Here is a 22414-nt window from a genome sequence, read left to right on the forward strand (position 1 = left end):
TACGATGCCCGCATCCCCTCCGCGTCCGGCCGTGACGACCGGACGACGCCCGCCGTCGCGGCGATCCGTCCCGCGACCGTGTCGACGAGAGGGGTGCAGATGGTCGACGAGGTGCTCTTCGTCTGCCACGCCAACCTGTGCCGGTCCCCGATGGCGGAGTACATCGCGCGCCGGCTCCTCGCCGACCACCCGGTCACCGTGGCCAGCGCCGGCACCGACGCCCTCGACGGCGCGCCCATGCACCCGTACGCGGTCGAGGTGGCCGCCGGGACCGGCGCGGACCCGGCGTCCTTCCGCACCCGCCGGCTGCGGGCGGAGCACCTGGCCGGTGCCACGCTGGTGCTGACCGCGACCCGGCGACAGCGGTCCGTCTGCACGTCGCTGGCCCCGGCCGCACTGCACCGGACCTTCACGATCCGCCAGTTCGCCCGGCTGGCTGGCGCGGCCGAGGCCCCCGCGGCGCGCAACGGATCCCCGCTGCGCGCCGCCGTGTCGGCGGCCGCCCTCGCCCGGGGGCGGCTGCAACCCGCCGCCCCCGACGCGGAGGACCTGCGCGACCCGGTCGGCGGCTCGCCCGCCGACTTCCGGCGCTGTGCCGAGGAGATCGAGCGGTCGATCCGACCCGTGCTGGCACTCATCGCGACAGCCGGCTGAGTTCCTGAGTACGGTCGCCACCAGCCGCGGCGGCGTGTCCACCGCGCCGGGCGACAGCGGCGCGGTCGCTGGGCACCGAGGGCCCGGCCGGCGGTACGACCACCTTGTACGCCTCGTACTGGTAGGCGTCCGCCTTGGCCACCTTCGCCATGTTGAGCACGCAACCGAGCAGGCGCACCGAGACCGACTGCAACGCGCGGGCCGCGGCGGCCACCTGGCTGCGCGAGGTACGCCCATGCTGGGTGATCAGCAACGCGCCGTCGGCCTGCACCGCCACCACCACACCGTCGGTGACGGCGAGCAGCGGCGCGGTGTCGATGATCACGATGTCGGCGGACTCGCGCAGGGCGACCAGCAGGTCCGCCATCGCCTTGGAGCCGAGCAGCTCGCTCGGGTTGGGCGGGGCGGCACCGCTGGGGAGCACGAGCAGCGACTTGTCGCCCCACCGCTGCACCACGTCGCCGACCTTGATGTCGCCCACCAGCACATCGGTGAGGCCCAGCCCGCCGTCGAGACCGAGGTAGTCGGCGACCTTGGGCCGGCGCAGGTCGGCGTCGATGAGCAGCACCCGCCAGCCCGCCTCGGCCAGCGCGATCGCCGTGTTGCAGGCCATGGTGGTCTTCCCCTCGCCCTGCAGGGCGCTGGTGACCGCGATGACCCGGGCGGGCTCGTGCACGTCCACGAAGCGCAGGTTGGTCCGGAGCTTGCGGACCGCCTCGGCGCGCAGTGAGTTGGCCGCCTCGGCCACGATGAGCGGAGCCGTCTTGGCGCTGGACTCGAACGGGACCTCGGCCAGCAGCGGGCTGCCGGTCACCCGCTGGAGCGCGGCCGCGTCCCGCATCCGGACGTCGGCCACGCCGCGCAGCACGGCCAGCGCCATCCCGACCAGCAGGCCCAGCAGTCCACCGATGACCAGGTTCCGCACTGGCTGCGGCGACACCGGGCTGGTGGTCACCCGGGGACCGCTGACCACCTCGACCTTGACCGGCGGCGCCGTGCCGTCCGGCGGTGTCTCCACCAGCTGCACCAGCTCGATGAACTTGGCGGAGAGCGTCTCGGTGGCCTTCAGTGCCCGCGTCTGGTCGGTGTCGGTGAAGGTGGCCTTCAGCAGCACGGTGCCGGTCTCGGCAGTGGTGCTGATCCGACGCTGCACCTGGTCGGCGGTGAGACCGAGCTGACTCTCGGCCACCACTCTCTGTGCCAGCCGGTCGCTGGTGATCAGGTCGGCATAGGACTTCACCCGCTGCTGGAGGAACAGACTGCCCTGGTAGGCGTCGGTAACTCCCTGACTGGGCGTGGTGACGAAGAAGGTCACCGAGCCCTGGTACTTCGCGGGCGTGCGGACCGTGATCCCGGCGGCGGCGCCAAGGGCGACCATCACGGTGATCAGCACGATCCACCAGTGGCGTCGGACCAGGCGCAGGTAACTGAGAACGTCCATCACGTTCCCCCTCGCGACACGCCGATCAGCCGATAAAACTGCACGAAAGCCCCCTAAATCGCCCAGTAAACGTGTCAGTCGCGAAAACGCTTATACAACACAGTAAACGCCTAGCCGAATGTAAGCGACGAGAAGCGCACATACGGTCTAAATCCTTACATTCCCGGACCGGACGCAGGGGAACCGTGGATCGCGAAACCACCGCCGCTGAGGACACTGGCGCACGACCCCGCGCCCGGGTCACCGGTCGCGGACGCACCCTGTCTCTCTTAACGCCGGACATGGCGGCGTGGTGCGGCGGATTTCTTGGCGCCGGCCGGACCCGCGACACGTTGAGCCGATGGCCGCCGCGCCAGCTCGTCGACGACGCCCGACCGGATAGGGTCGGAGGCGGTGTGCCGGGAAGTCTGGTCGGCGATCGCGTCGCCGACTCCTGATCCCGAGGTGGACACCGCATGACCGACCGCACCCCGCGCACCGGAGAGAACCGCCGGCCCGACCGTCTCCTCTCCCGCCGATCGTGGCCGGAGGCGCGCTTCCTGGCCGACGTGCTGCGGACCGAGACGGTCGGTGGCGGGTTGCTGCTGCTCGGCGCGGTGGTGGCGCTGATCTGGGCGAACTCCCCCTGGCGGTCCGCGTACGCGCAGCTCGGTGACTGGGTGCCGTGGCCCGGCGGTCAGGGGCTGCACCTGGACCTGAACCTCGCCACCTGGGCCGCCGACGGGTTGCTGGCGATCTTCTTCTTCGTGATGGGCCTGGAGCTCAAGCGGGAGTTCGTCGCCGGAGACCTGCGGGACCCGCGCCGGGCCGCGCTGCCGGTGGTGGCCGCGATGGGCGGCATGCTGCTGCCGGCGCTGAGCTACGTGACCGTGACGCTCTCCGCCGGCGGCGCCGGCCTGCGGGGCTGGGCGATCCCGACCGCCACCGACATCGCCTTCGCGCTGGCGGTGCTCGCGGTGGTCAGCTCCCACCTGCCACAGGGCATGCGCGCCTTCCTGCTCACGCTCGCGGTGGTGGACGACCTCTTCGCGATCATCATCATCGCGGTCTTCTACACCGCCGACTTCCACCCGCTACCGCTGCTCGGGGCGCTCGCGCCGATCGCCGTCTTCGCCCTGCTGGTGCAGCACCGGCGGACCTGGTGGTGGGCGCTGCTCCCGCTCGCCGTGACGGCCTGGACGCTGGTGCACGCCTCCGGGGTGCACGCCACGGTCGCCGGCGTGCTGCTCGGCTTCACCGTGCCGGTGCTGCCGTCGCGCACCGGCAGGCCGGGGCTGGCCGAACGGCTGGAGCACCGCTGGCGCCCGGCCTCCGCGGGCTTCGCGGTGCCGATCTTCGCGTTCTTCGCCGCCGGCGTGTCGCTGGTCGACGTCGACCTGGCCGGCGTGCTCACCGATCCGGTCGTGATCGGCGTGGTCGCCGGGCTGGTGCTCGGCAAGGCGGTCGGGGTGTTCGGCTCGACCTTCCTGCTCGCCCGGTTCACCCGGGCCGAGCTGGACGAGGAGATCACCTGGGCCGACCTGTTCGGGCTGGCGCTGCTGGCCGGGATCGGGTTCACCGTCTCGCTGCTCATCGGCGAGCTGGCCTTCGGAGCCGGCAGCGCCGAGGACGAGCGGGTGAAGGCGGCGGTCCTGCTCGGCTCGCTGGTCGCGGCCGTGCTCGCCGCCACGGTGCTGATCCGGCGCAACCGGGTCTACCGGCGGATCTCCGAACGGGAGAGCCGGGACAGCGACGGCGACGGCGTGCTGGACGTCTACCAGGAGGAGACCGGGTAGCCGGGGCGGCCCGCCCGGCACGCCGCGCGGGGATCAGCGCAGGCGTCTGGCGCGCTCCTCCTCCGTCCCGTCGGTCTCCTCCTCCACCGCGTCGGCGTACGGGTCGAGCAGGTCGTCGCCCGGCACCGCGACCTCCTCGGCCCGGTCCTGCTCGTCGGAGCGCCCACCGGGCGGCGGCTCGGGGGCGGTGGGATCCCCGGCGAATCCGTACTCGTTGGGCTCGTCGTGCCTGCTCATGCGCGGACCTCCCGGTCGTCCTGGTTCGCTCTGGTGACGCGGACCCGGCGGTGGTCGTTCCCGCCGAGGCGCGGCGCAGACGTTCATACCCAGCGACGCCGTCCACGATCATCCGGAGCCGGGATTCCGCCGTCGCGACCGGTCACGGCCGCGACGGCGGACCGACTCAGGCGAGCTCGTTGATCGCCTCCAGGACCAGCCAGAGGCCGGAGATGGCGAAGAGGATCGCGGCGCCGTACCGGATGGCCTTCTCCGGCAGGTGCCGGCCGAGCAGCCGGCCAACCATGATCGCCAGGGCGTCGGCGGCCACCATGCCGAGGGTGGAGCCAAGCCAGGTACCGAACCAGCCGTACTTGGTGGCCAGGGTGATGGTGGCGAGCATAGTCTTGTCGCCCAGCTCGGCCAGGAAGAACGCGACACCGACGGCGACCATGGCCGACTTGCTGGTCTTCTCCGCCTTACGCTTCTCCTCCTCGGTGAGCTTGTCACCGCGCAGCGTCCAGGCGCCGAACCCGAGGAACGCGAGACCGGCGATGAGCGAGATCCAGGCGGTGGGCAGCGCCGCGTGCAGGCCGTACCCGATCGCCACCGACGCCAGGTGCACGATCGCGGTGGCGACGGTGATGCCGATGAGCACCGGTACGGGCTTGAACCGCGTGGCGAACGTGAGCGCCATGAGCTGGGACTTGTCGCCCAGTTCGGCGACGAAGATGACGCCGAAGCTGATCACCAGCGCGACGAGGAAACCGTCCATGTGAACCTTCCCGATCAAGCCGGGAGGAGGTATGGGGCGCCCTCGACCCGGCTGCGACAGCCTGAGTCGAAGGTCTCGCCCGCCCGTGGAACGGGGCCGCGTGGCCGGATGCGGGACGCATCAGTATGTCGACCACGACATTGGGGGCTACTCCCCTTCGCGCCGGCAAGCCTATCCCACCCCGGCCGGCGGAGCCGCCGCGGCTGAAGAGCCTCCACCCGCGGCGGACCCGGACAACTCAGTCGGCCCGGGCGAGGGTCACCCCGAACAGCCCGTCCGGGTCGGTCCAGAACGCCTGCCGCTCGAACCCGGCGGCGGCCAGCTCCGCCGCGATCCCCTCGGGGCGGAACTTGGCCGAGACCTCCGTGCGCAACTCCTCGCCGGCGGCGAAGTCGACCTCCAGGTCCAGCACGCGCGCCCGGGTCGGACGCTCGGCGCGCAGCCGCATCTCGATCCACTCGTGCTCCGGGTCCCAGACTGCCACGTGGGTGAACGCCTCCGGGTCGAAGTCCGCCCCCAGCTCGCGGTTGATCACGCGCAGCACGTTGCGGTTGAAGTCGGCGGTGACCCCGGCCGCGTCGTCGTACGCCGGCACGATCACCTTCGGGTCCTTGACCAGGTCGGTGCCGATGAGAAGCCAGTCGCCGGCCTCCAGCGCGGCGCGCATCGCGGTGAGGAACTCGGCCCGCTCCCGCGGAAGCAGGTTGCCGATGGTGCCGCCGAGGAACACCACCAGCCGCCGGCCGCCCGTCGGCAGCCGGTCGAGCTGCCGGGTGAAGTCCCCGACGATGCCGCGGACCCGCAGCCCGGGGTACTCGGCGGCGATCTGCTCCGTGGACTGGCGGAGGGCGCTCACCGAGACGTCCAGCGGCACGAAAGTGCCCAGGCCGCCGTGGCGGGCGAAGGCATCCAGCAGCAGTCGGGTCTTCTCCGACGAGCCGGAGCCCAGCTCGATCAGCGTCTTGGCATCGGTCAGCTCGGCTATGTCGTCGGCATGTTCGGCCAGCACGGCCCGCTCGGCCCGGGTCGGGTAGTACTCGGGCAGCCGGGTGATCTCCTCGAAGAGTTCGCTGCCCCGGGCGTCGTAGAACCACTTCGGCGGCAGCCACTTCGGGGTGGCGGTCAACCCGATCCGTACGTCCTCGCGCAGGCTGCGCTCGAGGTCCTGCTCCTCCAGGTAGATCTCCAACGGCTCCGCGCTCATCAGCTGTCCCTTCTTGTCCTACCTGCGGAAACGAGGTGTCAGACGCCCATCAGCTCCCGGGTGTCCAGCCCGGTGGCGGTGGCCACCACCAGCTGCCCGTCCGGCACGGGTCGCCAGCCGGGCTCGTCGTCGAGGGGCTCGGAGGCCAGCAGCACCGACCGGTCGCCGGCCCGGACCGACAGCGCGTGACCGGACACGCTGGCCACCGCCGAGGTGCCGTCGGTGAGCAGCAGGTTCAGCCGCGAGCCGGGGGCGACCGCGGCGACCGCGGCGACGGTGTCGGCCACCGCCCGCGCCGGATCCTCCCCGGCCCGCAGCCGGTGCCGTACCAGAGCCCAGAGCAGCGCGGCGTCGGTCGGCGCGTCGAGGGTCAGCAGATCGCGCACCGGCAGCTCGGCGGCGAGCGGCGCCACGGCGTCCGGCCAGCCCCGGATCACGCCGTTGTGGCTGAACAGCCAGCGACCCTCGGCGAACGGCGCGGCGGCGGTCTCCTGCACCGGCATGCCGACGGTGGCGGAGCGGACGGCGGCGAGCACCGCGCCGGCGACAGTCGCCGCCGCCAGCCCCGGCAGCGTGGTGTCGCTCCACAGCGGCTGGGCCCGCCGGTAGCGGACCGGGTCGCCGTCGCCCGGCGGGTACCAGCCGACCCCGAAGCCGTCGGCGTTGATGGTGCCGCCGCCGCGCATGTCGCGCGGCGCCCAGGACTGCCGCAGCAGGCCGTACGGTGGGTCGTACAGCAGGCTGCGCAGGCTGACCGGCGGCCCGAGGTAAGCCAGGTGGCGGCACATCAGGCGGCACCAACGCTCACGCCGCCGCCTCGCTTCGCTCCGCGACGGCGTGAGGCGCCGCTACTGAGCCGATGGTTCGCTCGCTCCGCTCGCTCACGTGTCCGCCTCTTCCGGCCGGGCGTCGCGGGCGCAGCGGAAGCCGCTGAAGATCTGCCGCCGGATCGGGTAGTCCCAGTTACGGAAGGTGCCCCGACAGGCCGACCGGTCGGTGCCGAACGAACCGCCGCGCAACACCCGGTAGTCGTCGCCGAAGAAGACCTCCGAGTACTCCCGGTAGGGGAACGCCACGAAGCCCGGGTGCCCGCGGAAGCTGGTCGAGGTCCACTCCCAGACGTCGCCGATGAGCTGGTGCACGCCCAGCGGCGAGGCGCCCGCCGGGTACGCCCCGACCGGCGCCGGCCAGAGATGCCGCTGGCCGAGGTTGGCGTGCTCGGCGGTCGGGTCCTCGTCGCCCCAGGGGTAACGGCGCGAGCGGCCGGTCGCCGGGTCCCAGCGGGCCGCCTTCTCCCATTCCGCCTCGGTGGGCAGCCGCCCGCCGGCCCAGGCCGCGTACGCCTGCGCCTCGTAGAAGCAGACGTGCACCACCGGCTCGTCGTCGCGCACCCGCGACCAGCGGCCGAACCGCCGGTACGCCCAGCCGTCGCCGTCCCGACGCCAGTGCATCGGGGCGCTCAGTTCCGCCTCCACCCGGTGCCGCCAGCCCGCCTCGCTCCACCAGCGCGGCTCGTCGTATCCGCCGTCGGCGATGAAGGCGCGGTACTGCCCGTTGGCGACCGGCGCCGCGTCGATGACGTACGCGGGCAGCTCGACGGTGTGCGCGGGCCGCTCGTTGTCCAGCGCCCACGGGTCGGTCGAGGTGCCCATCGTGAACGGCCCAGCCGGCACCAGCACCTCGCCGCCGACCCGGAGCCGCGGCTCGGGCGGCGGCGGCGCGTCCAGCACCGGCGCCCCGGCGCGCAGCTGGTGGGTGGCGAGCATGGTCTCGTCGTGCTGCTGCTCGTGCTGCACGACCATCCCGAACGCGAACCCGTCCTCGACCAGCCTCCGGTCCGCGAACCGGATCCCGTCGAGCAGGTCGTAGACCTTGTCCCGGACGGTGCGCACGTAGGCGCGGGCCGCCGCCGGTGGCAGCAGCGGCAGGGCCGGGCGGTCCTTGCGGGGCTGTTTGAACGCGTCGTACAGGTCGTCGATGTCCCGGCGCACCGGCTCGCGGCCGCCGACGTCGCGGACCAGCCAGAGCTCCTCCTGATTGCCGACGTGCGCCAGGTCCCAGACCAGCGGGGACATCAGCGTGGAGTGCTGCCGCATCAGGTCGTCGTCGTCCACCGCGTCGGTCAGCTGGGCCGTACGGGCCCGGGTGCGTTCCAGCTCCGCCGCGATCAGGCTGCGCAGCTGCTCGCTCTCCGGGCCCGGCCGCTCGGTCGTCGTCACCGGTGCCTCCTCTCCGCGGCGGCGCGGCGCCGCCGGATTCCTCGGCTCGTCTCCTCGTGCGTCCCGGCCGGCAGGTCCAGCCGGGGCAGGGCCGCCAGGGCCAGGTCGAACAGGGTCGTGGCGGCGGCGGCCAGCGGCGGGTCGCCGAGCCCGTACCGGGCGGCCGCGTACCACCGGTCGGCGACCGGTGTCGCGACGGCCAGCGCCTCCCGGGTCGTGGCCGGGTCGGCGAAGAGCGCGGTCAGCACCGCGGGCGGCAGCGTCCACTCCCGGCCGGGCTGGGCGTCCAGGTAGCGGATCTCCAGGTAGCCGCGCGGGCGGACCGGCGGAAAGAGCGTGCTGACGTGGTATTCCAGGTCGTCGGTGGTCGGCGGGCGGGGCAGCGCGCCGGCCAGCCAGTCGGCGAACGTGACGCCGGGTGGCGGCGTCCAATCGGGACCGTCGCCCCGCACGCACAGCAGCGGCGCGGCGAGCGCGTACCCGGTCCAGGCCGCGACCGGGTCGTGGTCGGCCTGGTCGGGCGACCAGACCGGCCGGGTCCGGGCCGGGTCGATGGCGAGCCAGGCGGCCATCCGGGCGGAGGCCCACCCGGTGTGCCGGCCGGCGTGCCGGTCCGCGGTGGCGAACGCGGCCAGCAGCGGCGGCCCGACGGCGTGCGCGGCGGCCCACCGCTCGGCCAGTTGCTGTGGCTCGCCCGCGTCCAGGCAGACCTGGAGACCGGCGGTGCTGTACATCATGGCACGACCGGCCGGGCCGCGCCGGTCGAAGACGCAGCGCATGGCCTGGTAGCGGGGGGTTTCCACGACCGGGCGGGGCGTCCGCCAGGGGTCGATGCCGGTGCTGCCGAGGACGAGGCCGGCGGCATCCAGTACGGCGCTCAACTCGGCGATGTCGGCCTCGGTGGCCAGGATCAGCGCGGCGACCGAGGGTCGCGGCGCGGAGGAGATTTCCACCTGCCCGCCCGGCTCCACGGTCACGGCGCCGCCGTGCCGGAGCCCTTCGGCGGGGCTGGTCGGGTCGATGGTCACGGGGCTGTGTCGCCCCAGCGCCCGGCGCAACCGTTCGCGGTCGACCGGGCGGGTCGGATCCCCGGCGTCGTGCACGGTCCATTCCAGCTCGACGCCGGTCAGGGTGGGTGGGCCGGTCTTGAAGCAGATCCTGGCGATGTGCCCGGCGGCCGAGGCCTCGCCCCGCAGGACGGTGGCCCGGTCGAGCTCCGGTGACATCACCAAGAGACGGCTCCTCTCCCTTGCGGGTCGGCGACCACCGGGTCGCTCCGTCGCCACCGCCCGACACCGGCCGCGCGGGCGCAGTCCCACCATCTTCTGTCTAGCAGACGGAATCCGCGCGCCCAGGAAGATGAATTTTTGTCCGAAATCGGGTTGCGCCGGCCTGGCCGCGGGTCAGCTGTCGGCGCTCGGCTCGCCCGTGCGGCGGGCCGGCGCGGGCTCGGTGGCGGCACCGGGCGACAGGTCCCCGCGAGGGCTCGGCGACCCCTTCGGGCCCTGGTCCGGCACGAGCCGGAGGCAGTACGTCTCGACCTGCTCGGCCCCACCCGCGGCGGCCACCAGGTCGGCGAAGGCGGGCGCCTCCAGGGCCTTGACCCGCTGCTCGTCCGATTTGGCCAGGTACGCCCGGCACAGACCGGTGAGCTGTTCCGCCTTCGCCGGCTGACCGGGTCCGCCGGTGCCGGTGGGTGCCACGCCGGTGGACGGAGCCGGGCCCGCGGTCCCGCTGGTCGGGCTGTCCCCGGCGGACCCGGTCGGCGACGCCGCGCTGCTCCCGCCGGTGTTGCCCGCGCTGGTCGGCGCCAGCGGGGGTGCGGGCTGCTCGGGCCGGTCGAGGCTCACCGCGGCGAAGGCGGCACCGGCGGTGGCGGTGGCGGCGAGCCCGGCCGCCCAGGCCGTCACGCCGACGCGAAGGCGGCGTCGGCGTGGTGCCCGGGCCGGCACCGACGCGGCGTTTGCCCGGGCCACCCGGAACGCGGCGAGCGCGTGCTCCTCGCCGGCGAGCTCGCCGGGGTCGGCCGGGGCGGCCGCTGCGGCGAGCAGGTGGGCCAGCGGGTCGGCGCCGGGCGTCGGGGGACGCCCGGCGCGGGCCGCGTCGAGGAGACGCTCGGACTCCGCCCGGTCGGCGGGTCCGTCGGAGCGGCGAAAGCTCATCCAGGTTCCCCTCACGTCATCCGTCCGCCGGTTCGGCTTTGGGCGCGTTCGGCGCGTGCCGTCCCCGGCCGGTACGCGGGCGAGGCAGCGTGGCTGCCCCGGCCCGGCCCGTCGGCTGTGCCACCTCGGAGCGTTCCAGCAGCGCGGCGAGGCGACGCAGTCCGCGGTGCGCGGCGGTCCGGACCGCCCCCGCCCGCCGGCCGAGCACCCGCCCGGCGGTCTCCGCGTCCAGCCCGATCACCGCGCGCAGCAGCACCGCCTCCGCCTCGCGGGGCGGCAGGGTGGCGATCAGCGCGAGCGCGCTCTCGGTGCCGATCGTCTCGCCGGCCCGCTCGGCGGTGTCGGCGTCGCCGGCCAGTTCGCTCAGCGCCTGCACGGGCACCGGCAGGGAGGGCCGCCGGCGCTGCCGTCGGAGGTGGTCCATGGCCCGGTTGCGGGCGATGGTGACGGTCCAGGCACGGAACTCGCCGCCGGTGAAGCTGGGCAGATCGCGGGAGATCTGCAACCAGGTCTCGGAGGCGACGTCCTCCGCGTCGCCCCCTACCAGCGCGGTGAGGTAGCGCAGCAGTCCGGGCTGCAGGCTGCGGTAGAGGTACCGGAAGGCCGCCTCGTCGCCCGCCTGCGCCGCGGCCACCGCCTCGCTCAGCTCACCGGTCATGAACCCGCCGTCCCCGCCGTGCCAACGTCCCGGACCGGCCTCCACCGGTGCCGTGACCGACGCCGCCGGGCCCGGTGACCGGACCCCCCACCCGCACCATCGGCCCCCCGCTGACCTGATCCGCCGCCCCGAGCCGGAGCGCACGGGCGCGCGTGTGGACATGTGCCGCTGAGTACCGCGTCGGCGGACATACCGTACCGGCGTCACGGGGCGGCGCAGAGCCGGGCCAACGCTAGGAGCGGAGAGCCGGGTGGACAAGCCGCCACTCGAGGGCGAAAAAGTGAGAATTCTCTACCTGAGTCAGCGGCGGGTCGGCGTAACGGAGAGCGCCCGCCGGACGCTCCGGTGACGCGCCGCGGCCCGGGAAACCCCTGTCCCGCACTCGGACACCCGCACCGGGGAGCGTCCTCTCCTGGCCGATTGCACCCGGGTCGTCACCGTCAGCCCACGGGCGCGAGATCCGCTGACCGTTCCGGCGGGAGCATAGAGCCGCTTGCCGGTCGCGACGCGAGAGATCGCGGGAAATACTTCCCGCCGCCGCTGGGTACGGTATGGAGGTGCTGTCTTCGGAGGTCGTACTCAGCGGTCGGTACCGCCTAGATGACCGTGTCGCCACCGGCGGCATGGGGGACGTCTGGCGTGCCACGGACCTGGTGCTGGGTCGTCAGGTCGCGGCGAAGATCCTGCTTCCCGCGTTGGTCTCCGATCCCGACTTCATCGCCCGGTTCCGCGCCGAGGCGCGGATCATGGCGTCGCTGCGCAACCCGGGCATCGTGCAGGTCTTCGACTGCGGCGAGGACGAACTGCCCGACGGCGGCCGGGCCGACTACCTGGTCATGGAGTTCGTCGACGGCGAGCCGCTGTCCAGGCGGATCGAGGCGGCCGGGCAGCTCGAGGTCGCCGAGACGATGTCGATCGTGGCGCAGGTGGCCCAGGCCCTGCACGCCGCGCACTCCCGGGGCATCGTGCACCGGGACGTCAAGCCGAGCAACCTGCTGGTGCAGGCGGACGGCACGGTGGTCCTCGTCGACTTCGGGGTGGCCCGGTCGACGAACGTGACCAGCATCACCAGCACGAACGCGGTGCCCGGCACCGCCCTCTACATGGCCCCCGAGCAGGCCGCCGGCCGCCCGGTCTCCGGTGCCACCGACATCTACGCGCTCGGCGCCGTCGCCTACTGCTGCCTCACCGGCACGCCGCCGTTCACCGGTGACAACCCGCTCCAGGTGGCCGTTCGGCACCTGGACGACGAGCCCCCGGAGCTGCCGGAGGAGATCCCGCCCGTGGTCCGCGAGCTGGTCGCCCGGGCGCTCGCCAAGGATCCGGCCGACCGCTACCCCACCGGCGCGGCGATGGCCCAGGCCGCCCGGGCGGCGATCGCCGAGTCGCCCACCGCGATGGTGCCCATGGCGCTGCGCGGCGCGGGCGGCCCGACGACCACCCGGGACGACCTGACCGTCGCGGCGCCGCGCGCCGCGACGGCGCCGGGCGGCCGCCGGGCCCGGCGGGGGACGCTGGTGGGCGCGCTGGCCGCGGTGCTGGTGGCGCTGGCCGCCCTGGGCGCGGCGCTCGGCGCGGCGCGCAACACCGGCGAGCCGGCCACCAACTACCAGACGACGCCCCCGGCGGTCGCCCCCAGCGACTCCGTCGGCGACACCGCGGTCACCGAGGCGCCCCCGACGAATCCCGGTCGCACCCACCGGCCGGCCGGGCCCGTGAGGCCGTCCGCGTCGGTCTCGGCGACGCCCACCCCGTCCCCGAGCGCCTCGGTGGAGCCGACTCCTTCCCCGGACCCGTCCACCACGCCGAGCGCACCGTCCACGGAGCCGACCACGGCGCCGCCGACCGACTCGACGCCCCCGACCGTCCCCCCGACGAACCCGCCGGCCGCCGGTGTCGGGGCTCAGCAGCCGGCCGGGGCCAACTGAGGCGAGCCCGGGACGCCAGGGGGGCCGGAGCGGAATCCGGTCACTCCCCGCCGAGGGCGGCCACCACCGGGCGAGACAGCGCCCGCCGGGCCGGCAGGACGGAGGCGGCCAGGGCGGCCAGGGCCGCCACCGCGACGACCAGGCCGAGCCGACCCCACGGCAGCACCAGGGTGAAGTCGCCGCTGATCCGGGCGACGACGGCCATCGCGCCGGCCGCGACGCCGGTGCCCAGCGCGACGCCGAGCAGGGTGCCGACCAGCGCGGTGAGCACCGCCTCGACCGCGAGCACCGCCCGCATCCCGCCCCGGGTCAGGCCCACGGCCCGCAGCACCGCGTTCTCCCGGGTGCGTTCCACGACCGACAGGCTGAGCGTGTTGGCCACGCCGACCAGGGAGATCACCACGGCCAGGCCGAGCAGCGCGGTGACGAACGCCAGCACCATGTCCACCGTGCCGGTCAGCATCTTCTTGTACGCGCCCTGGTCCAGCACGTTGACCGTCGGGTAGTTCCCGAGCACCGACTCGAGGGCCCCCCGAGCGGTGGCCGGGGAGACACCGTCGGCGGGATCGACCTCCGCCAGGTAACCCCGCTCGGCGGGGAAGAGCCGCGCGAAGTCGGCGTCGGTCACGTCGACCACGTGCCCGGCCGGCACCGGGCTGCCGGCCAGCACGGGCCCCTCGTCGGCGACCACCGCCGCCACCCGGAACGGTCGACCGGCCAGCGTGACCGTCGAACCGACCCGCCAGCCCTTCGCCGCGGCCAGCTCGCGGTGCACCAGCACCGATCCCGGCGCCAACCCGGTCGGGTCGCCGGAGTCCACCGCGGTGAGCGTCCGCCGGACCAGCTTCGGGTGGGCGGCCCGCAGCTCGACGCCGCCGACCACCCGGCTGCGCTGCTCGTGCACCACCCCCAGTTCCGGGCGGGCGGACAGCTCGCCCAGCAGCGGGGCCGGCAGCTCCCCGCCGATCGCGGTCACCAGGAAGTCCACCCCGATCTGCCGGTCCACGGCACCCTCGATGCTGGCCTTCGCGCTGCCCGCGCCGACGACGAACGCCGACACCAGGCCGATCCCGATCACCATGGCGGTGGCGGTCGCAGCCACCCGGCGCGGGTTGCGGACCGCGTTCGCCACCGCCAGCCCGGCGGTGGCGCCGAGCAGCCGGCGGACCGGCCAGCCGAGCCCCCGGACCAGCGCCGGCACCAGCACCGGGCCGAACAGCACGATGCCCAGAAAGGCCAGCACCCCGCCCGCGGCGACCAGCGGCAGCTGACCGGTCTGACCGGCACCGACCAGTGCCGCCAGCCCGGCGGCGAGGACCAGCGCGCCGGCCGCCAGCCGGACCCGACCGGCCCGCCGGGCCGGCTGCACGGCCGCGTCGGTCAGCGCGGCCACCGGGGCGACCCGGGTGCCCTGCCAGGCCGGTACGGCGGCGGACACCACCGTCAGCAGCGTGCCGAGACCGAGGCAGAGCAGCACCGTACGGACGGTGACGGTGAGCGCGCCGGAGACCGGGGCGTCCAACGCGGACAGCAGCGCGCCGAGCCCCACGGCCAGCCCGACGCCGGCGAGCACGCCGGCCGCCGAGGCGAGCAGCCCGGTCAGCGCCGCCTCCGCCAGGGCGGCCCGGAAGACCTGCCCCCGGGTGGCGCCGACCAGCCGCAGCAACGCGGTCCGCCGGATCCGCTGGGCGAGCACGATGGCGAAGGTGTTGGCGATGACGAAGCCGGCCACCACCACCGCCACGGCGGCGAATGTCATCAGGAACAGCCCGAACTGCCGACCGTCGCGGACCGCGTCGGTGACCGCCTCGTCGAGGATGGTCTGCCGGTCCTTGACCGGCACGCCCGGGCCGACGACCGCGCGGACCCGGTCGGCCAGCGCCTCCCGGTCCACGCCGGGTCGGGCGGCCACCATGATCCGGCCGTACCCGGGCTCGCCGCCGACGCGCAGCGCGTCCGCGCCGACCAGCCCGAGGTACGGACCGCCGACGTCCCGGGTCGTGCCAGCCACGTCGACCGTGCCGACCAGGGTGTACGGCCGCGCCGGCCCCCCGGACCCGCCGATCCGCACCGGGCTGCCGAGGGTGAAGCCCTGGTCGGCGACGGTGGGGGCGTCGAGCACCAGCTCGCCCGGGCGCTGGGGCAGCCGCCCGGCGACCACGTCGTACGACTGGAGGGCCGGGTCGGTGGGGATGGCGGCCAGGACGGCGTAACCGAGCACGGGCCGGCCGTCGGTGCCGACGATCCCGGCGGTCCCGGTCAGCTCCCCGTCGGCGGCGGCCACCCCGTCGACGGCGCGGACCCGGTCGACCACAGTGGGCGGCAGGGGCTTGTCCCCGGCGTACGCGGCCAGGTCGGTGTGCCGGTCGAAGGCACCGGCCCGGGCGTACGCCCCGGCGCGCATTCCGTCGGTGAAGATCAGGGTGCCGGCGACGAAGGCGACGCCGAGGACGATGGCCAGCGAGGAGAGCAGCAGGCGCAGCCCGTCCGCGCGGACCTGGCGCACGGTGAGGCGCAGCATCCCGCTCACCGCCCCGCCGGCACGGCCGGCTCGAGGCGGGCCAGCGCGTCGAGCACCTGCGCGGCGGTCGGGGCGTGCAGCTCGTCGACCAGCCGGCCGTCGGCGAGGAAGACCACGCGGTCGGCGTGGGCGGCGGCCACCGGGTCGTGGGTCACCATCACCACCGTCTGGCCGAGGGTGTCGACCGCCTCGCGGAGCAGCCGCAGCACCTCCGCCCCGGAACGGGAGTCGAGGTTTCCGGTCGGCTCGTCGGCGAAGATCACCCAGGGCCGGGCGACCAGGGCGCGGGCCACGGCCACCCGCTGCTGCTGGCCGCCGGAGAGCTCGGCGGGCCGGTGGCCGAGCCGGTCGGTGAGGCCAACCGCGGCCACCACCTGCCGCAACCAGCCGGGGTCGGGTCGCCGGCCGGCGATGGCCAGCGGCAGCACGATGTTCTCCTCGGCGGTGAGGGTCGGCAGCAGGTTGAACTTCTGGAAGACGAAGCCGACCCGGTCCCGCCGGAGCAGGGTCAGCCGGCGGTCGTCGAGCCGGGCGAGATCGGCGTCGCCGATCCGCACCGTCCCGGCGGACGGTCGGTCCAGGCCGGCCAGGCAGTGCAGCAGGGTGGACTTGCCGGAGCCGTACTCCTTGCGCAGTTCGCGGGTGGTGACGGCGACGCCGGTGGGCGGGGTTGCGGACACGTGGTGCTCCTGTCGGACCCGATCATCTTTCGAGTCCGACGCTATGTCCGACACCCCGTTGTCGATCTCCACCTGCGCGCTCGACCTCGGTACGCCCCGGGTCGCCCCGGATCGGGTCGACCCCTACGACTCAGGTCGTACGCCGGGTCAGCCGCCGGGGGTGACCAGCCCGCTCTCGTACGCCAGCACCACCGCCTGCACCCGGTCACGGAGCTGCAGTTTCGCCAGGATCCGACCGACGTGCGTCTTCACCGTCGCCTCGGCCACGTGCACCCGGGCGGCGATCTCCGCGTTGGACAGTCCCTGCGCCACCAGCAGCAGCACCTCCCGCTCCCGCTCGGTGAGCTGGGCCAGCCGCGGGTCCTCGGTGGGGCCGGGGCCGAGCTGGCCGGCGAACCGGTCGAGCAGCCGCCGGGTCACCGACGGGGCCACCACCGAATCGCCCTCGGCGACCACCCGGATCGCGCCGAGCAGCTCCTCGGGCGGCACGTTCTTCAGCAGGAACCCACTGGCGCCCGCCCGCAGCGCGGCGAACGCGTCCGCCTCGGTGTCGAAGGTGGTGAGCACCAGCACCCGGGGCCGGCGGTCGGCCGGCCGGGCGACGATCCGGCGGGTCGCCTCCACCCCGTCCATGGTGGGCATCCGCAGGTCCATCACCACCACGTCGGCCTCGACCCGGTCCAGCACGCGCAGCGCGTCGGCGCCGTCGATCGCCTCGCCGACCACCTCGAGGTCGGGCTGCGAGTCGAGCACCATGCGGAACCCAGCGCGCACCAGCGCCTGGTCGTCGACGATGACCACGCGGACGGTCACTCCGCCACCTCTGTTCGGACGCTCACACCGCCTCCTCTTCCGTGCCGGGTGCCGACGGTAGCGGCAACCGCGCCTCGACCCGCCATCCCCCGGCCAGCGTGGGGCCGGCGGCGAGGCTGCCGTCGTACACCCCGACCCGCTCGCGCATGCCGACCAGGCCGTGCCCGCCGGACGGCGCCGGCCGGACCGCCGGACGGCCGCGCCCGTCGTCGACGGCCCGGACCACGACGGCGTCCGGGGACCAGTCGAGGTCCAGCGCGACGGACGCGCCCACCCCGGCGTGCTTGAGCGTGTTGGTCAGCGACTCCTGCACCACCCGGTAGACGGTCAGCTCCAGGCCGGGCGGCAGGGCCGGCGGCTCACCGGTGGTGGCGTAGGCGATCTCCAGGCCGGCGGCGCGGAACCGGTCCAGCAGGTCGGGCAGTTCGACCACCGCCGGCCGGCGGTGCGCCGGCTCGGCCGCCGCGCCCGGCGCGGCCGCCGGCTCCGGCCGGCTCGGCTCCCGCAGTACGCCCACCAGCCGGCGCATCTCCTCCAACGCCTGCCGCCCGGTGTCCGCCACCACCTTGGCCGCCTCGCGGGCGGTGGCCGGGTCCCGGTCGATGGTGAACCGCACGCCGTCGGCCTGCACGATCATCACCGCCATGCTGTGCGCGACCACGTCGTGCAACTCCCGCGCGATCCGGGTGCGCTCCTCGGCCACCGCAGCCCGCGCCTCCGCCTCCCGCTCCCGCTCCAAAGTCGTGGCCCGCTCCTCCAGGCTCAGCACGTAGAGCCGGCGGGTCCGCACGTTCAGCCCGACCAGCCAGACCGCCCCGGTGACCGTCCCGAACCAGATCGCACTGGCCCACCACGCGGCCGGTCCGGGCACCTGGAGTGCGGCCAGCACCACGCCGACCGCGGCCACGACTCCGGCGATCACCCCGTCCCGGAGCCGATCGGCGTACTTGACCACGCTGTAGAGGGCGATCAGCACGCCGACGTCGTAGGCCAGTGGACCCCAGTGGGCGAGCACCTGGGTCAGCGCGAGCGCGGCCACCGCAGCCGCCACCGCCGACGGATGGGTCCGCCGGAACAGCAGGGCCAGCGCCATCGCGACCCCGACGGTGGTCGCCTTCCAGCCGCCGGGCTGGGCCACCACTCCGGCGACGGCGAGCAGCGCCACCAGCCCGGAGACGGCGACGTCAAAGGCGACGCTCCGCAACGGGCGGCCGAAGATCATGCGGTCCACGGTCACTCAGCGTACGGGGTGTGCTGCCCGTCGATACTTGCCCGTACGCCTCCGCGAAGCCGGCTGCCGCGAGTGGACGACGGTGACCGTGCCCCGCGTCGGCACGTACACCCTTGGCGGCCGACGCCGGCCGGGCACCGGAGAGCGGCTTTGGAGCTGATGTCGCCAACGACTCACCGGTGCCGGCCGCCACCCCGCATCGGGGCTGGTGGCCCCCGGCCCGGGCCACGCTTGAGTCGTTTGCGATATCAGCTCGAAAGCGTGGTTCACCAACAACCGCTCCGGGCCATCTCAGCCCGACGACCCACCTGCCACACCCCCGAGCGTTGCGGCTCAGGTCGGGGCGTCGAGACTGCCGACCAGCGGGGTGGGGTCGGCCACCGCGTACAGCCGCCAGTGCGGGTCCGACCAGACCTGGCTAAGGTCCGGCAGCCCGGCCTCGACCACCGCGATCGACGTCGATCCGGCCTCAGGGGGCAGCCGCCGCGGCTGGGTCCTGCTGCTTCGGCTGCCGTCGGCACCTGGCGCAGGCGACCAGCAGGGCGGCGGTGACCGGAAGCGCGAAGAGACCGATGGACGCCAGCGCCAGCAGGTTGAACCCGGCCAGGAGCCCGGTCAGCGCCCACGCGGACGGCATCGAGCGCAGCCACAGCGCGCACCCGACAAGGACAGTCGCCAGCAGGGGCACGCCGAGTCCGACCGCGGCACCTGGACCGTTCACACCCACGACCGTGCCCGATCCTCGCGTGACCTCACCCGAGGCTGACACGGTCTCCGAGTTGTAGACCGGGGCGACGAACCCCGCGACGACGAGCACGATGCCGTAAGCGGCGGCGAGCAGCAATGCAACCGACGCGCCGCGACCCAGGCGCGTCCCAGCCGAGGTCACGATGCTCGTCCTTCTGCCTCCACGCCCCAATCCTCCGCTCCCGCGGCCTCGCTGTCAGCACCGAAACGGAACCGGGACGGCGTAGGCATCCCGGGCGTGCGTCAACGACCGAGTACGAGGTAGGCGAGGCCCAGCACGCCGCGGTAGATGCTGACGTACTCGCGCAGCCGGGCGTCGAGTTCCTCGCGGACCTCGGTCGCGCGGGGGTCCTCCGGGTGCGCCAGCAGCCACTCCTGCCGGCCGGCGCGCCAGGTCGACTCAAAGTCGTCCCACTCTCGCTGGTCGGCGGTGCCGAAATGGAGGACTCGCCAGCCCAGCCCACGCGCCTGCTCGATGAGATCCGCGAGCGGCACGGTGTCTTTCCCGAAGATCTCCAGAGCCGCATCCGTGGGTGGGCGCTCCCAGTACGCGTCCCCGAACAGGAGCCGGCCACCGGGCCGCACGAGCTCGGCGAGCGCCTTGAGGGCATCGGCCGTCCCGCCGAAGGCATGCGCGGCGCCAACGCACACGACACGGTCGGCTGGCTCCCGCCAGGCCGCCGCTTCCCCCTTGACGAAGGTGACCTGCCGGTCCAGTGAGCGGCCGGCGGCCACTGTCCGCCCCCGGGCGAGAGCTGCATCATCCGTATCGACACCGATGCCCGTCGTCACAGCTGTGTCGGTCACGCCTCCGGCGGCAACCGCCCTGATTAGTAGCTCGCCCCACCCGCAGCCGAGGTCAAGCACGCGCGCGCCGGGCCGGATGTCCAGCCGCTGCAGCAGCAGCGCGGCGTGTTCCTCCGACAGCGGCGTGTTCCAGCGCATCCGCACATAGCGCGAAGCGGCGAGGTCGTCGGTCGTCTGCATCCGTCGAGGGTGCCAAGTCTTGATCGACGGCGCATGCCGGTTTCGCGACCGCCACGGCATGTCCCATGCCAGGGCGACGACGGTGGCCGGCGGGTCAGGACGCGGTCAGCTCGCGCATGCGCGTGATCTCGACGGACTGCTCGGCGGCGACCGAGTTGGCGAACTCCTGCATCGTCTGGTCCACGCCGACCTTGAGCAGGTCGGTGGCCATCACCACGGCACCCTCGTGGTGCTCGGTCATCATCCGGACGAAGAGGCGGTCGAAGTCGGCGCCGCGGGCGGCGGCGAGCTGCCGCATCGCCTCCGGGGACTGCATCCCGCGCATCGTGCCGTGGTCGTGGCCGGGGACCTCGGCAGGCAGACCCCGGGCGGCGAGCCACGCCCGCAGCACGCCGATCTCGGGCTGCTGGGCGGCCTGGATCCGGTCGGCGACCGCGCGTATCCGGGGGTCGGCGGCCCGGTCCGGGGCGAGGGCGGCCATCTCCACGGCCTGCTGGTGGTGCGGGATCATCATCCGGACGAACCAGACGTCGAGGCTGTTGTAGCGGGGCGTCGAGGTGTCCCGCACCTCCTGGGCCGGGCGGGTCACCGCCGGCTCCCCCGGTCGTCCGGGCACGATGACCGGCGGCGCCTCCACCGTCGGTGACGGGCTCGACCCGGCGGCGCGGACGGCGTCCGGACGGTCAGGCTGGTGCCACAGCGTCAGGCCCAGCGCGCCGAGCGCCAGGACCACAACTGTTACGACGATCAGGACGCGTCCACGTTGGCCGGTCATGCGTCAACCCCCTCCGATCGAGGTGACAGCGATCCTAACCAGCGATAAAGGACCGTCAATGTGACGCAGGCCACATTGATCCCCATCAGCTGACGGTAAGGTATCCACAATCGTCATCCCCTTTCGAAGGGTTTCGCCGATGGTCAGATCGCACACGTCCAAGTCCCGTCGTCTCCGGATCGGCAGCCTTGCCGCCGCCGGTCTCCTCCTCGCCGCCGTCGCCGCTCCGGCCAGCGCGCAGGCCACCCCACGGCTCGCCGCCGAACCGGCCACCGTGGACAGCGCCAGCACCGGGCTCGGCGTCGATGAGATCTCCAGCAGCCCGAACCTCCGTCAGATCGCCAACCTGCCAAAGCAGGGACCGTTCGACAGCGAGAGCGCCCTCAACAGCGACCTCGCATTCCAGGGGCCGTTCGCCTACGCCGGCAACTACAACGGCTTCACCATCTACAACATCGCGAACCCGGCCGCACCGAAGGTCATGTCGCAGGTGCTCTGCCCAGGTTCCCAGAACGACGTCTCCGTCTACGGTGACCTGCTCTTCCTCTCCACCGACTCGTCGCGCAGCGACGACTCCTGCGCCAGCGCGTCCCAGTCGGCGAGCATCAAGGCGTCCTGGGAGGGCATCAAGGTCTTCGACATCAGCGACAAGAAGAATCCGCGCTACATCAAGTCCGTCGAGACGGACTGCGGCTCGCACACGCACACCCTGGTGCCGGCCAAGGACGGCCTCTCCGTCTACCTGTACGTCTCCTCGTACAGCCCGTCGGCGGCCTTCCCCGACTGCCAGCCGCCGCACGACTCGATCTCCATCGTGAAGGTGCCGCTGGAGACGCCCACCGACGCGGCGGTGGTGGCAACGCCGAACCTCTTCCCGGACGGCGGGTACGCGGGCCGCCCGGGCGGCTCGGCAACCACCGGCTGCCACGACATCACCGTCTACCCGCAGAAGGACCTGGCCGCCGGCGCCTGCATGGGCGACGGCATCCTGATGGACATCTCCAACCGGGAGGCGCCCCGGGTGATCAACCAGGTCCGGGACACGACCAACTTCGCCTTCTGGCACTCGGCCACCTTCAACAACACCGGCACCAAGGTCGTCTTCACCGACGAACTGGGTGGCGGCGGCGGGGCGACCTGCAACGCCACCGTCGGGCCGAACCGCGGCGCGGACGCCATCTTCGACATCACCGGCGCCGGTGATGCGCGGACGATGACTTTCCGGAGCTACTACAAGATCCCCCGGACGAACGGCGACACCGAGAACTGCGTCGCCCACAACGGCTCGCTGATCCCGGTGCCCGGACGCGACATCATGGTCCAGGCCTGGTACCAGGGTGGGATCTCGGTCTGGGACTTCACCGACTCGGCCAACCCGAAGGAGATCGGCTACTGGGAGCGGGGGCCGCTCTCGGACACCCGACTGATCGTCGGTGGGTCCTGGTCGTCGTACTACTACAACGGTCACATCTACTCCAATGACATCCAGAAGGGCCTGGACGTGGTGGAGATCGACCAGGCGTCCATCCCGGGCGCCAAGACGAGGCACTTCACCCGGCTCAACGTGCAGACCCAACCCGACTACCGGGACTGACGTCCCACCGTCCGCGGGCCCGGCCACCGCATCC

Annotated in this window: 20 protein-coding genes; 4 read left to right on the forward strand and 16 right to left on the reverse strand. The window is 73.7% G+C overall.

Going from position 1 to position 22414, the window contains the following annotated elements; genetic code table 11:
* The first annotated feature begins 99 nt into the window (after positions 1 to 99).
* Complete coding sequence (locus tag ACFYOS_RS27700) at positions 100 to 654, forward strand: low molecular weight phosphatase family protein (RefSeq protein ID WP_387147686.1); 555 nt, start codon at positions 100 to 102, stop codon at positions 652 to 654.
* Here ACFYOS_RS27700 and ACFYOS_RS27705 read toward each other — a convergent pair.
* Entirely contained in the window at positions 635 to 2095 is a 1461-nt protein-coding gene (locus ACFYOS_RS27705) for a polysaccharide biosynthesis tyrosine autokinase (protein ID WP_387147689.1), read from the reverse strand. The two genes, ACFYOS_RS27700 and ACFYOS_RS27705, sit on opposite strands and share 20 nt — an antisense overlap.
* A 455-nt stretch (positions 2096 to 2550) precedes the next feature.
* Here ACFYOS_RS27705 and nhaA point away from each other — a divergent pair, with 455 nt between their 5' ends.
* On the forward strand, positions 2551 to 3870 hold the full coding sequence (gene nhaA, locus ACFYOS_RS27710) for a Na+/H+ antiporter NhaA (protein WP_387147692.1): 1320 nt from the start codon (positions 2551 to 2553) through the stop codon (positions 3868 to 3870).
* 33 nt (positions 3871 to 3903) lie between these two features.
* Here nhaA and ACFYOS_RS27715 read toward each other — a convergent pair whose 3' ends face one another.
* The 8 genes from ACFYOS_RS27715 to ACFYOS_RS27750 all read right to left on the reverse strand — a co-directional run bounded on the left by ACFYOS_RS27715 (position 3904) and on the right by ACFYOS_RS27750 (position 11104).
* On the reverse strand, positions 3904 to 4107 hold the full coding sequence (locus tag ACFYOS_RS27715) for a hypothetical protein (RefSeq protein WP_387147695.1): 204 nt from the start codon (positions 4105 to 4107) through the stop codon (positions 3904 to 3906).
* A gap of 166 nt (positions 4108 to 4273) precedes the next feature.
* Positions 4274 to 4861 carry a TMEM165/GDT1 family protein gene (locus tag ACFYOS_RS27720; RefSeq protein ID WP_387147698.1) on the reverse strand — a complete coding sequence of 196 codons (588 nt, stop codon included), beginning with the start codon at positions 4859 to 4861 and terminating at the stop codon, positions 4274 to 4276.
* Positions 4862 to 5099: 238 nt separating this feature from the next.
* Positions 5100 to 6065 carry an L-histidine N(alpha)-methyltransferase gene (gene egtD / locus ACFYOS_RS27725; RefSeq protein ID WP_387147701.1) on the reverse strand — a complete coding sequence of 322 codons (966 nt, stop codon included), beginning with the start codon at positions 6063 to 6065 and terminating at the stop codon, positions 5100 to 5102.
* A 38-nt stretch (positions 6066 to 6103) separates the two neighbouring features.
* Positions 6104 to 6853, reverse strand: coding sequence for an ergothioneine biosynthesis protein EgtC (gene egtC / locus ACFYOS_RS27730; protein WP_387147704.1), 750 nt, complete (start codon positions 6851 to 6853; stop codon positions 6104 to 6106).
* 93 nt (positions 6854 to 6946) lie between these two features.
* A complete protein-coding gene (gene egtB / locus ACFYOS_RS27735) occupies positions 6947 to 8284 on the reverse strand; it encodes an ergothioneine biosynthesis protein EgtB (protein ID WP_387147707.1) in 1338 nt (445 codons plus the stop codon).
* Complete coding sequence (gene egtA / locus ACFYOS_RS27740; protein WP_387147710.1) at positions 8281 to 9516, reverse strand: ergothioneine biosynthesis glutamate--cysteine ligase EgtA; 1236 nt, start codon at positions 9514 to 9516, stop codon at positions 8281 to 8283. The genes egtB and egtA overlap by 4 nt, the downstream gene beginning before the upstream one ends.
* Before the next feature lie 171 nt (positions 9517 to 9687).
* Complete coding sequence (locus ACFYOS_RS27745; RefSeq protein WP_387147713.1) at positions 9688 to 10446, reverse strand: hypothetical protein; 759 nt, start codon at positions 10444 to 10446, stop codon at positions 9688 to 9690.
* 16 nt (positions 10447 to 10462) lie between these two features.
* Complete coding sequence (locus tag ACFYOS_RS27750; RefSeq protein ID WP_387147717.1) at positions 10463 to 11104, reverse strand: RNA polymerase sigma factor; 642 nt, start codon at positions 11102 to 11104, stop codon at positions 10463 to 10465.
* 557 nt (positions 11105 to 11661) lie between these two features.
* Here ACFYOS_RS27750 and ACFYOS_RS27755 point away from each other — a divergent pair.
* Positions 11662 to 13032, forward strand: coding sequence for a protein kinase (locus ACFYOS_RS27755; RefSeq protein WP_387147720.1), 1371 nt, complete (start codon positions 11662 to 11664; stop codon positions 13030 to 13032).
* 40 nt (positions 13033 to 13072) lie between these two features.
* Here the strand turns inward: ACFYOS_RS27755 and ACFYOS_RS27760 are convergent, their stop codons facing one another.
* The 7 genes from ACFYOS_RS27760 to ACFYOS_RS27790 form a co-directional block, all read right to left on the reverse strand.
* Positions 13073 to 15553, reverse strand: coding sequence for an ABC transporter permease (locus ACFYOS_RS27760; RefSeq protein ID WP_387147723.1), 2481 nt, complete (start codon positions 15551 to 15553; stop codon positions 13073 to 13075).
* A 5-nt stretch (positions 15554 to 15558) separates the two neighbouring features.
* Positions 15559 to 16233 (reverse strand): ABC transporter ATP-binding protein, encoded by a 675-nt coding sequence (locus ACFYOS_RS27765; protein WP_387147726.1) that lies wholly within the window; start codon positions 16231 to 16233, stop codon positions 15559 to 15561.
* 147 nt (positions 16234 to 16380) lie between these two features.
* Positions 16381 to 17046, reverse strand: a complete 666-nt coding sequence (locus tag ACFYOS_RS27770; RefSeq protein WP_387147729.1) for a response regulator — start codon at positions 17044 to 17046, stop codon at positions 16381 to 16383.
* Between the two features lie 22 nt (positions 17047 to 17068).
* On the reverse strand, positions 17069 to 18283 hold the full coding sequence (locus ACFYOS_RS27775) for a sensor histidine kinase (RefSeq protein ID WP_387147732.1): 1215 nt from the start codon (positions 18281 to 18283) through the stop codon (positions 17069 to 17071).
* Between the two features lie 463 nt (positions 18284 to 18746).
* Positions 18747 to 19166, reverse strand: coding sequence for a hypothetical protein (locus ACFYOS_RS27780; RefSeq protein WP_387147735.1), 420 nt, complete (start codon positions 19164 to 19166; stop codon positions 18747 to 18749).
* Between the two features lie 101 nt (positions 19167 to 19267).
* On the reverse strand, positions 19268 to 20011 hold the full coding sequence (locus ACFYOS_RS27785; RefSeq protein ID WP_387147738.1) for an SAM-dependent methyltransferase: 744 nt from the start codon (positions 20009 to 20011) through the stop codon (positions 19268 to 19270).
* Positions 20012 to 20105: 94 nt separating this feature from the next.
* Positions 20106 to 20786 (reverse strand): DUF305 domain-containing protein, encoded by a 681-nt coding sequence (locus ACFYOS_RS27790; protein WP_387147741.1) that lies wholly within the window; start codon positions 20784 to 20786, stop codon positions 20106 to 20108.
* Between the two features lie 139 nt (positions 20787 to 20925).
* Here ACFYOS_RS27790 and ACFYOS_RS27795 point away from each other — a divergent pair, with 139 nt between their 5' ends.
* On the forward strand, positions 20926 to 22380 hold the full coding sequence (locus ACFYOS_RS27795) for an LVIVD repeat-containing protein (RefSeq protein ID WP_387147743.1): 1455 nt from the start codon (positions 20926 to 20928) through the stop codon (positions 22378 to 22380).
* Positions 22381 to 22414: the final 34 nt, after the last annotated feature.

Origin of the sequence: Micromonospora sp. NPDC005806 (assembly GCF_042871425.1) — a bacterium.
Lineage (GTDB): Bacteria > Actinomycetota > Actinomycetes > Mycobacteriales > Micromonosporaceae > Micromonospora.

Excerpts from the sequence above, each read along its gene's own strand:
- egtD (WP_387147701.1), bottom strand. The coding sequence starts at position 6,065 with ATGAGCGCGGAGCCGTTGGAGATCTACCTGGAGGAGCAGGACCTCGAG.
- ACFYOS_RS27760 (WP_387147723.1), bottom strand. The coding sequence starts at position 15,553 with ATGCTGCGCCTCACCGTGCGCCAGGTCCGCGCGGACGGGCTGCGCCTG.
- ACFYOS_RS27720 (WP_387147698.1), bottom strand. The coding sequence starts at position 4,861 with ATGGACGGTTTCCTCGTCGCGCTGGTGATCAGCTTCGGCGTCATCTTC.
- ACFYOS_RS27795 (WP_387147743.1), top strand. The coding sequence starts at position 20,926 with ATGGTCAGATCGCACACGTCCAAGTCCCGTCGTCTCCGGATCGGCAGC.
- egtC (WP_387147704.1), bottom strand. The coding sequence starts at position 6,853 with ATGTGCCGCCACCTGGCTTACCTCGGGCCGCCGGTCAGCCTGCGCAGC.
- ACFYOS_RS27750 (WP_387147717.1), bottom strand. The coding sequence starts at position 11,104 with ATGACCGGTGAGCTGAGCGAGGCGGTGGCCGCGGCGCAGGCGGGCGAC.
- ACFYOS_RS27745 (WP_387147713.1), bottom strand. The coding sequence starts at position 10,446 with ATGAGCTTTCGCCGCTCCGACGGACCCGCCGACCGGGCGGAGTCCGAG.
- ACFYOS_RS27715 (WP_387147695.1), bottom strand. The coding sequence starts at position 4,107 with ATGAGCAGGCACGACGAGCCCAACGAGTACGGATTCGCCGGGGATCCC.
- ACFYOS_RS27790 (WP_387147741.1), bottom strand. The coding sequence starts at position 20,786 with ATGACCGGCCAACGTGGACGCGTCCTGATCGTCGTAACAGTTGTGGTC.
- ACFYOS_RS27705 (WP_387147689.1), bottom strand. The coding sequence starts at position 2,095 with ATGGACGTTCTCAGTTACCTGCGCCTGGTCCGACGCCACTGGTGGATC.
- ACFYOS_RS27700 (WP_387147686.1), top strand. The coding sequence starts at position 100 with ATGGTCGACGAGGTGCTCTTCGTCTGCCACGCCAACCTGTGCCGGTCC.
- ACFYOS_RS27785 (WP_387147738.1), bottom strand. The coding sequence starts at position 20,011 with ATGCAGACGACCGACGACCTCGCCGCTTCGCGCTATGTGCGGATGCGC.
- nhaA (WP_387147692.1), top strand. The coding sequence starts at position 2,551 with ATGACCGACCGCACCCCGCGCACCGGAGAGAACCGCCGGCCCGACCGT.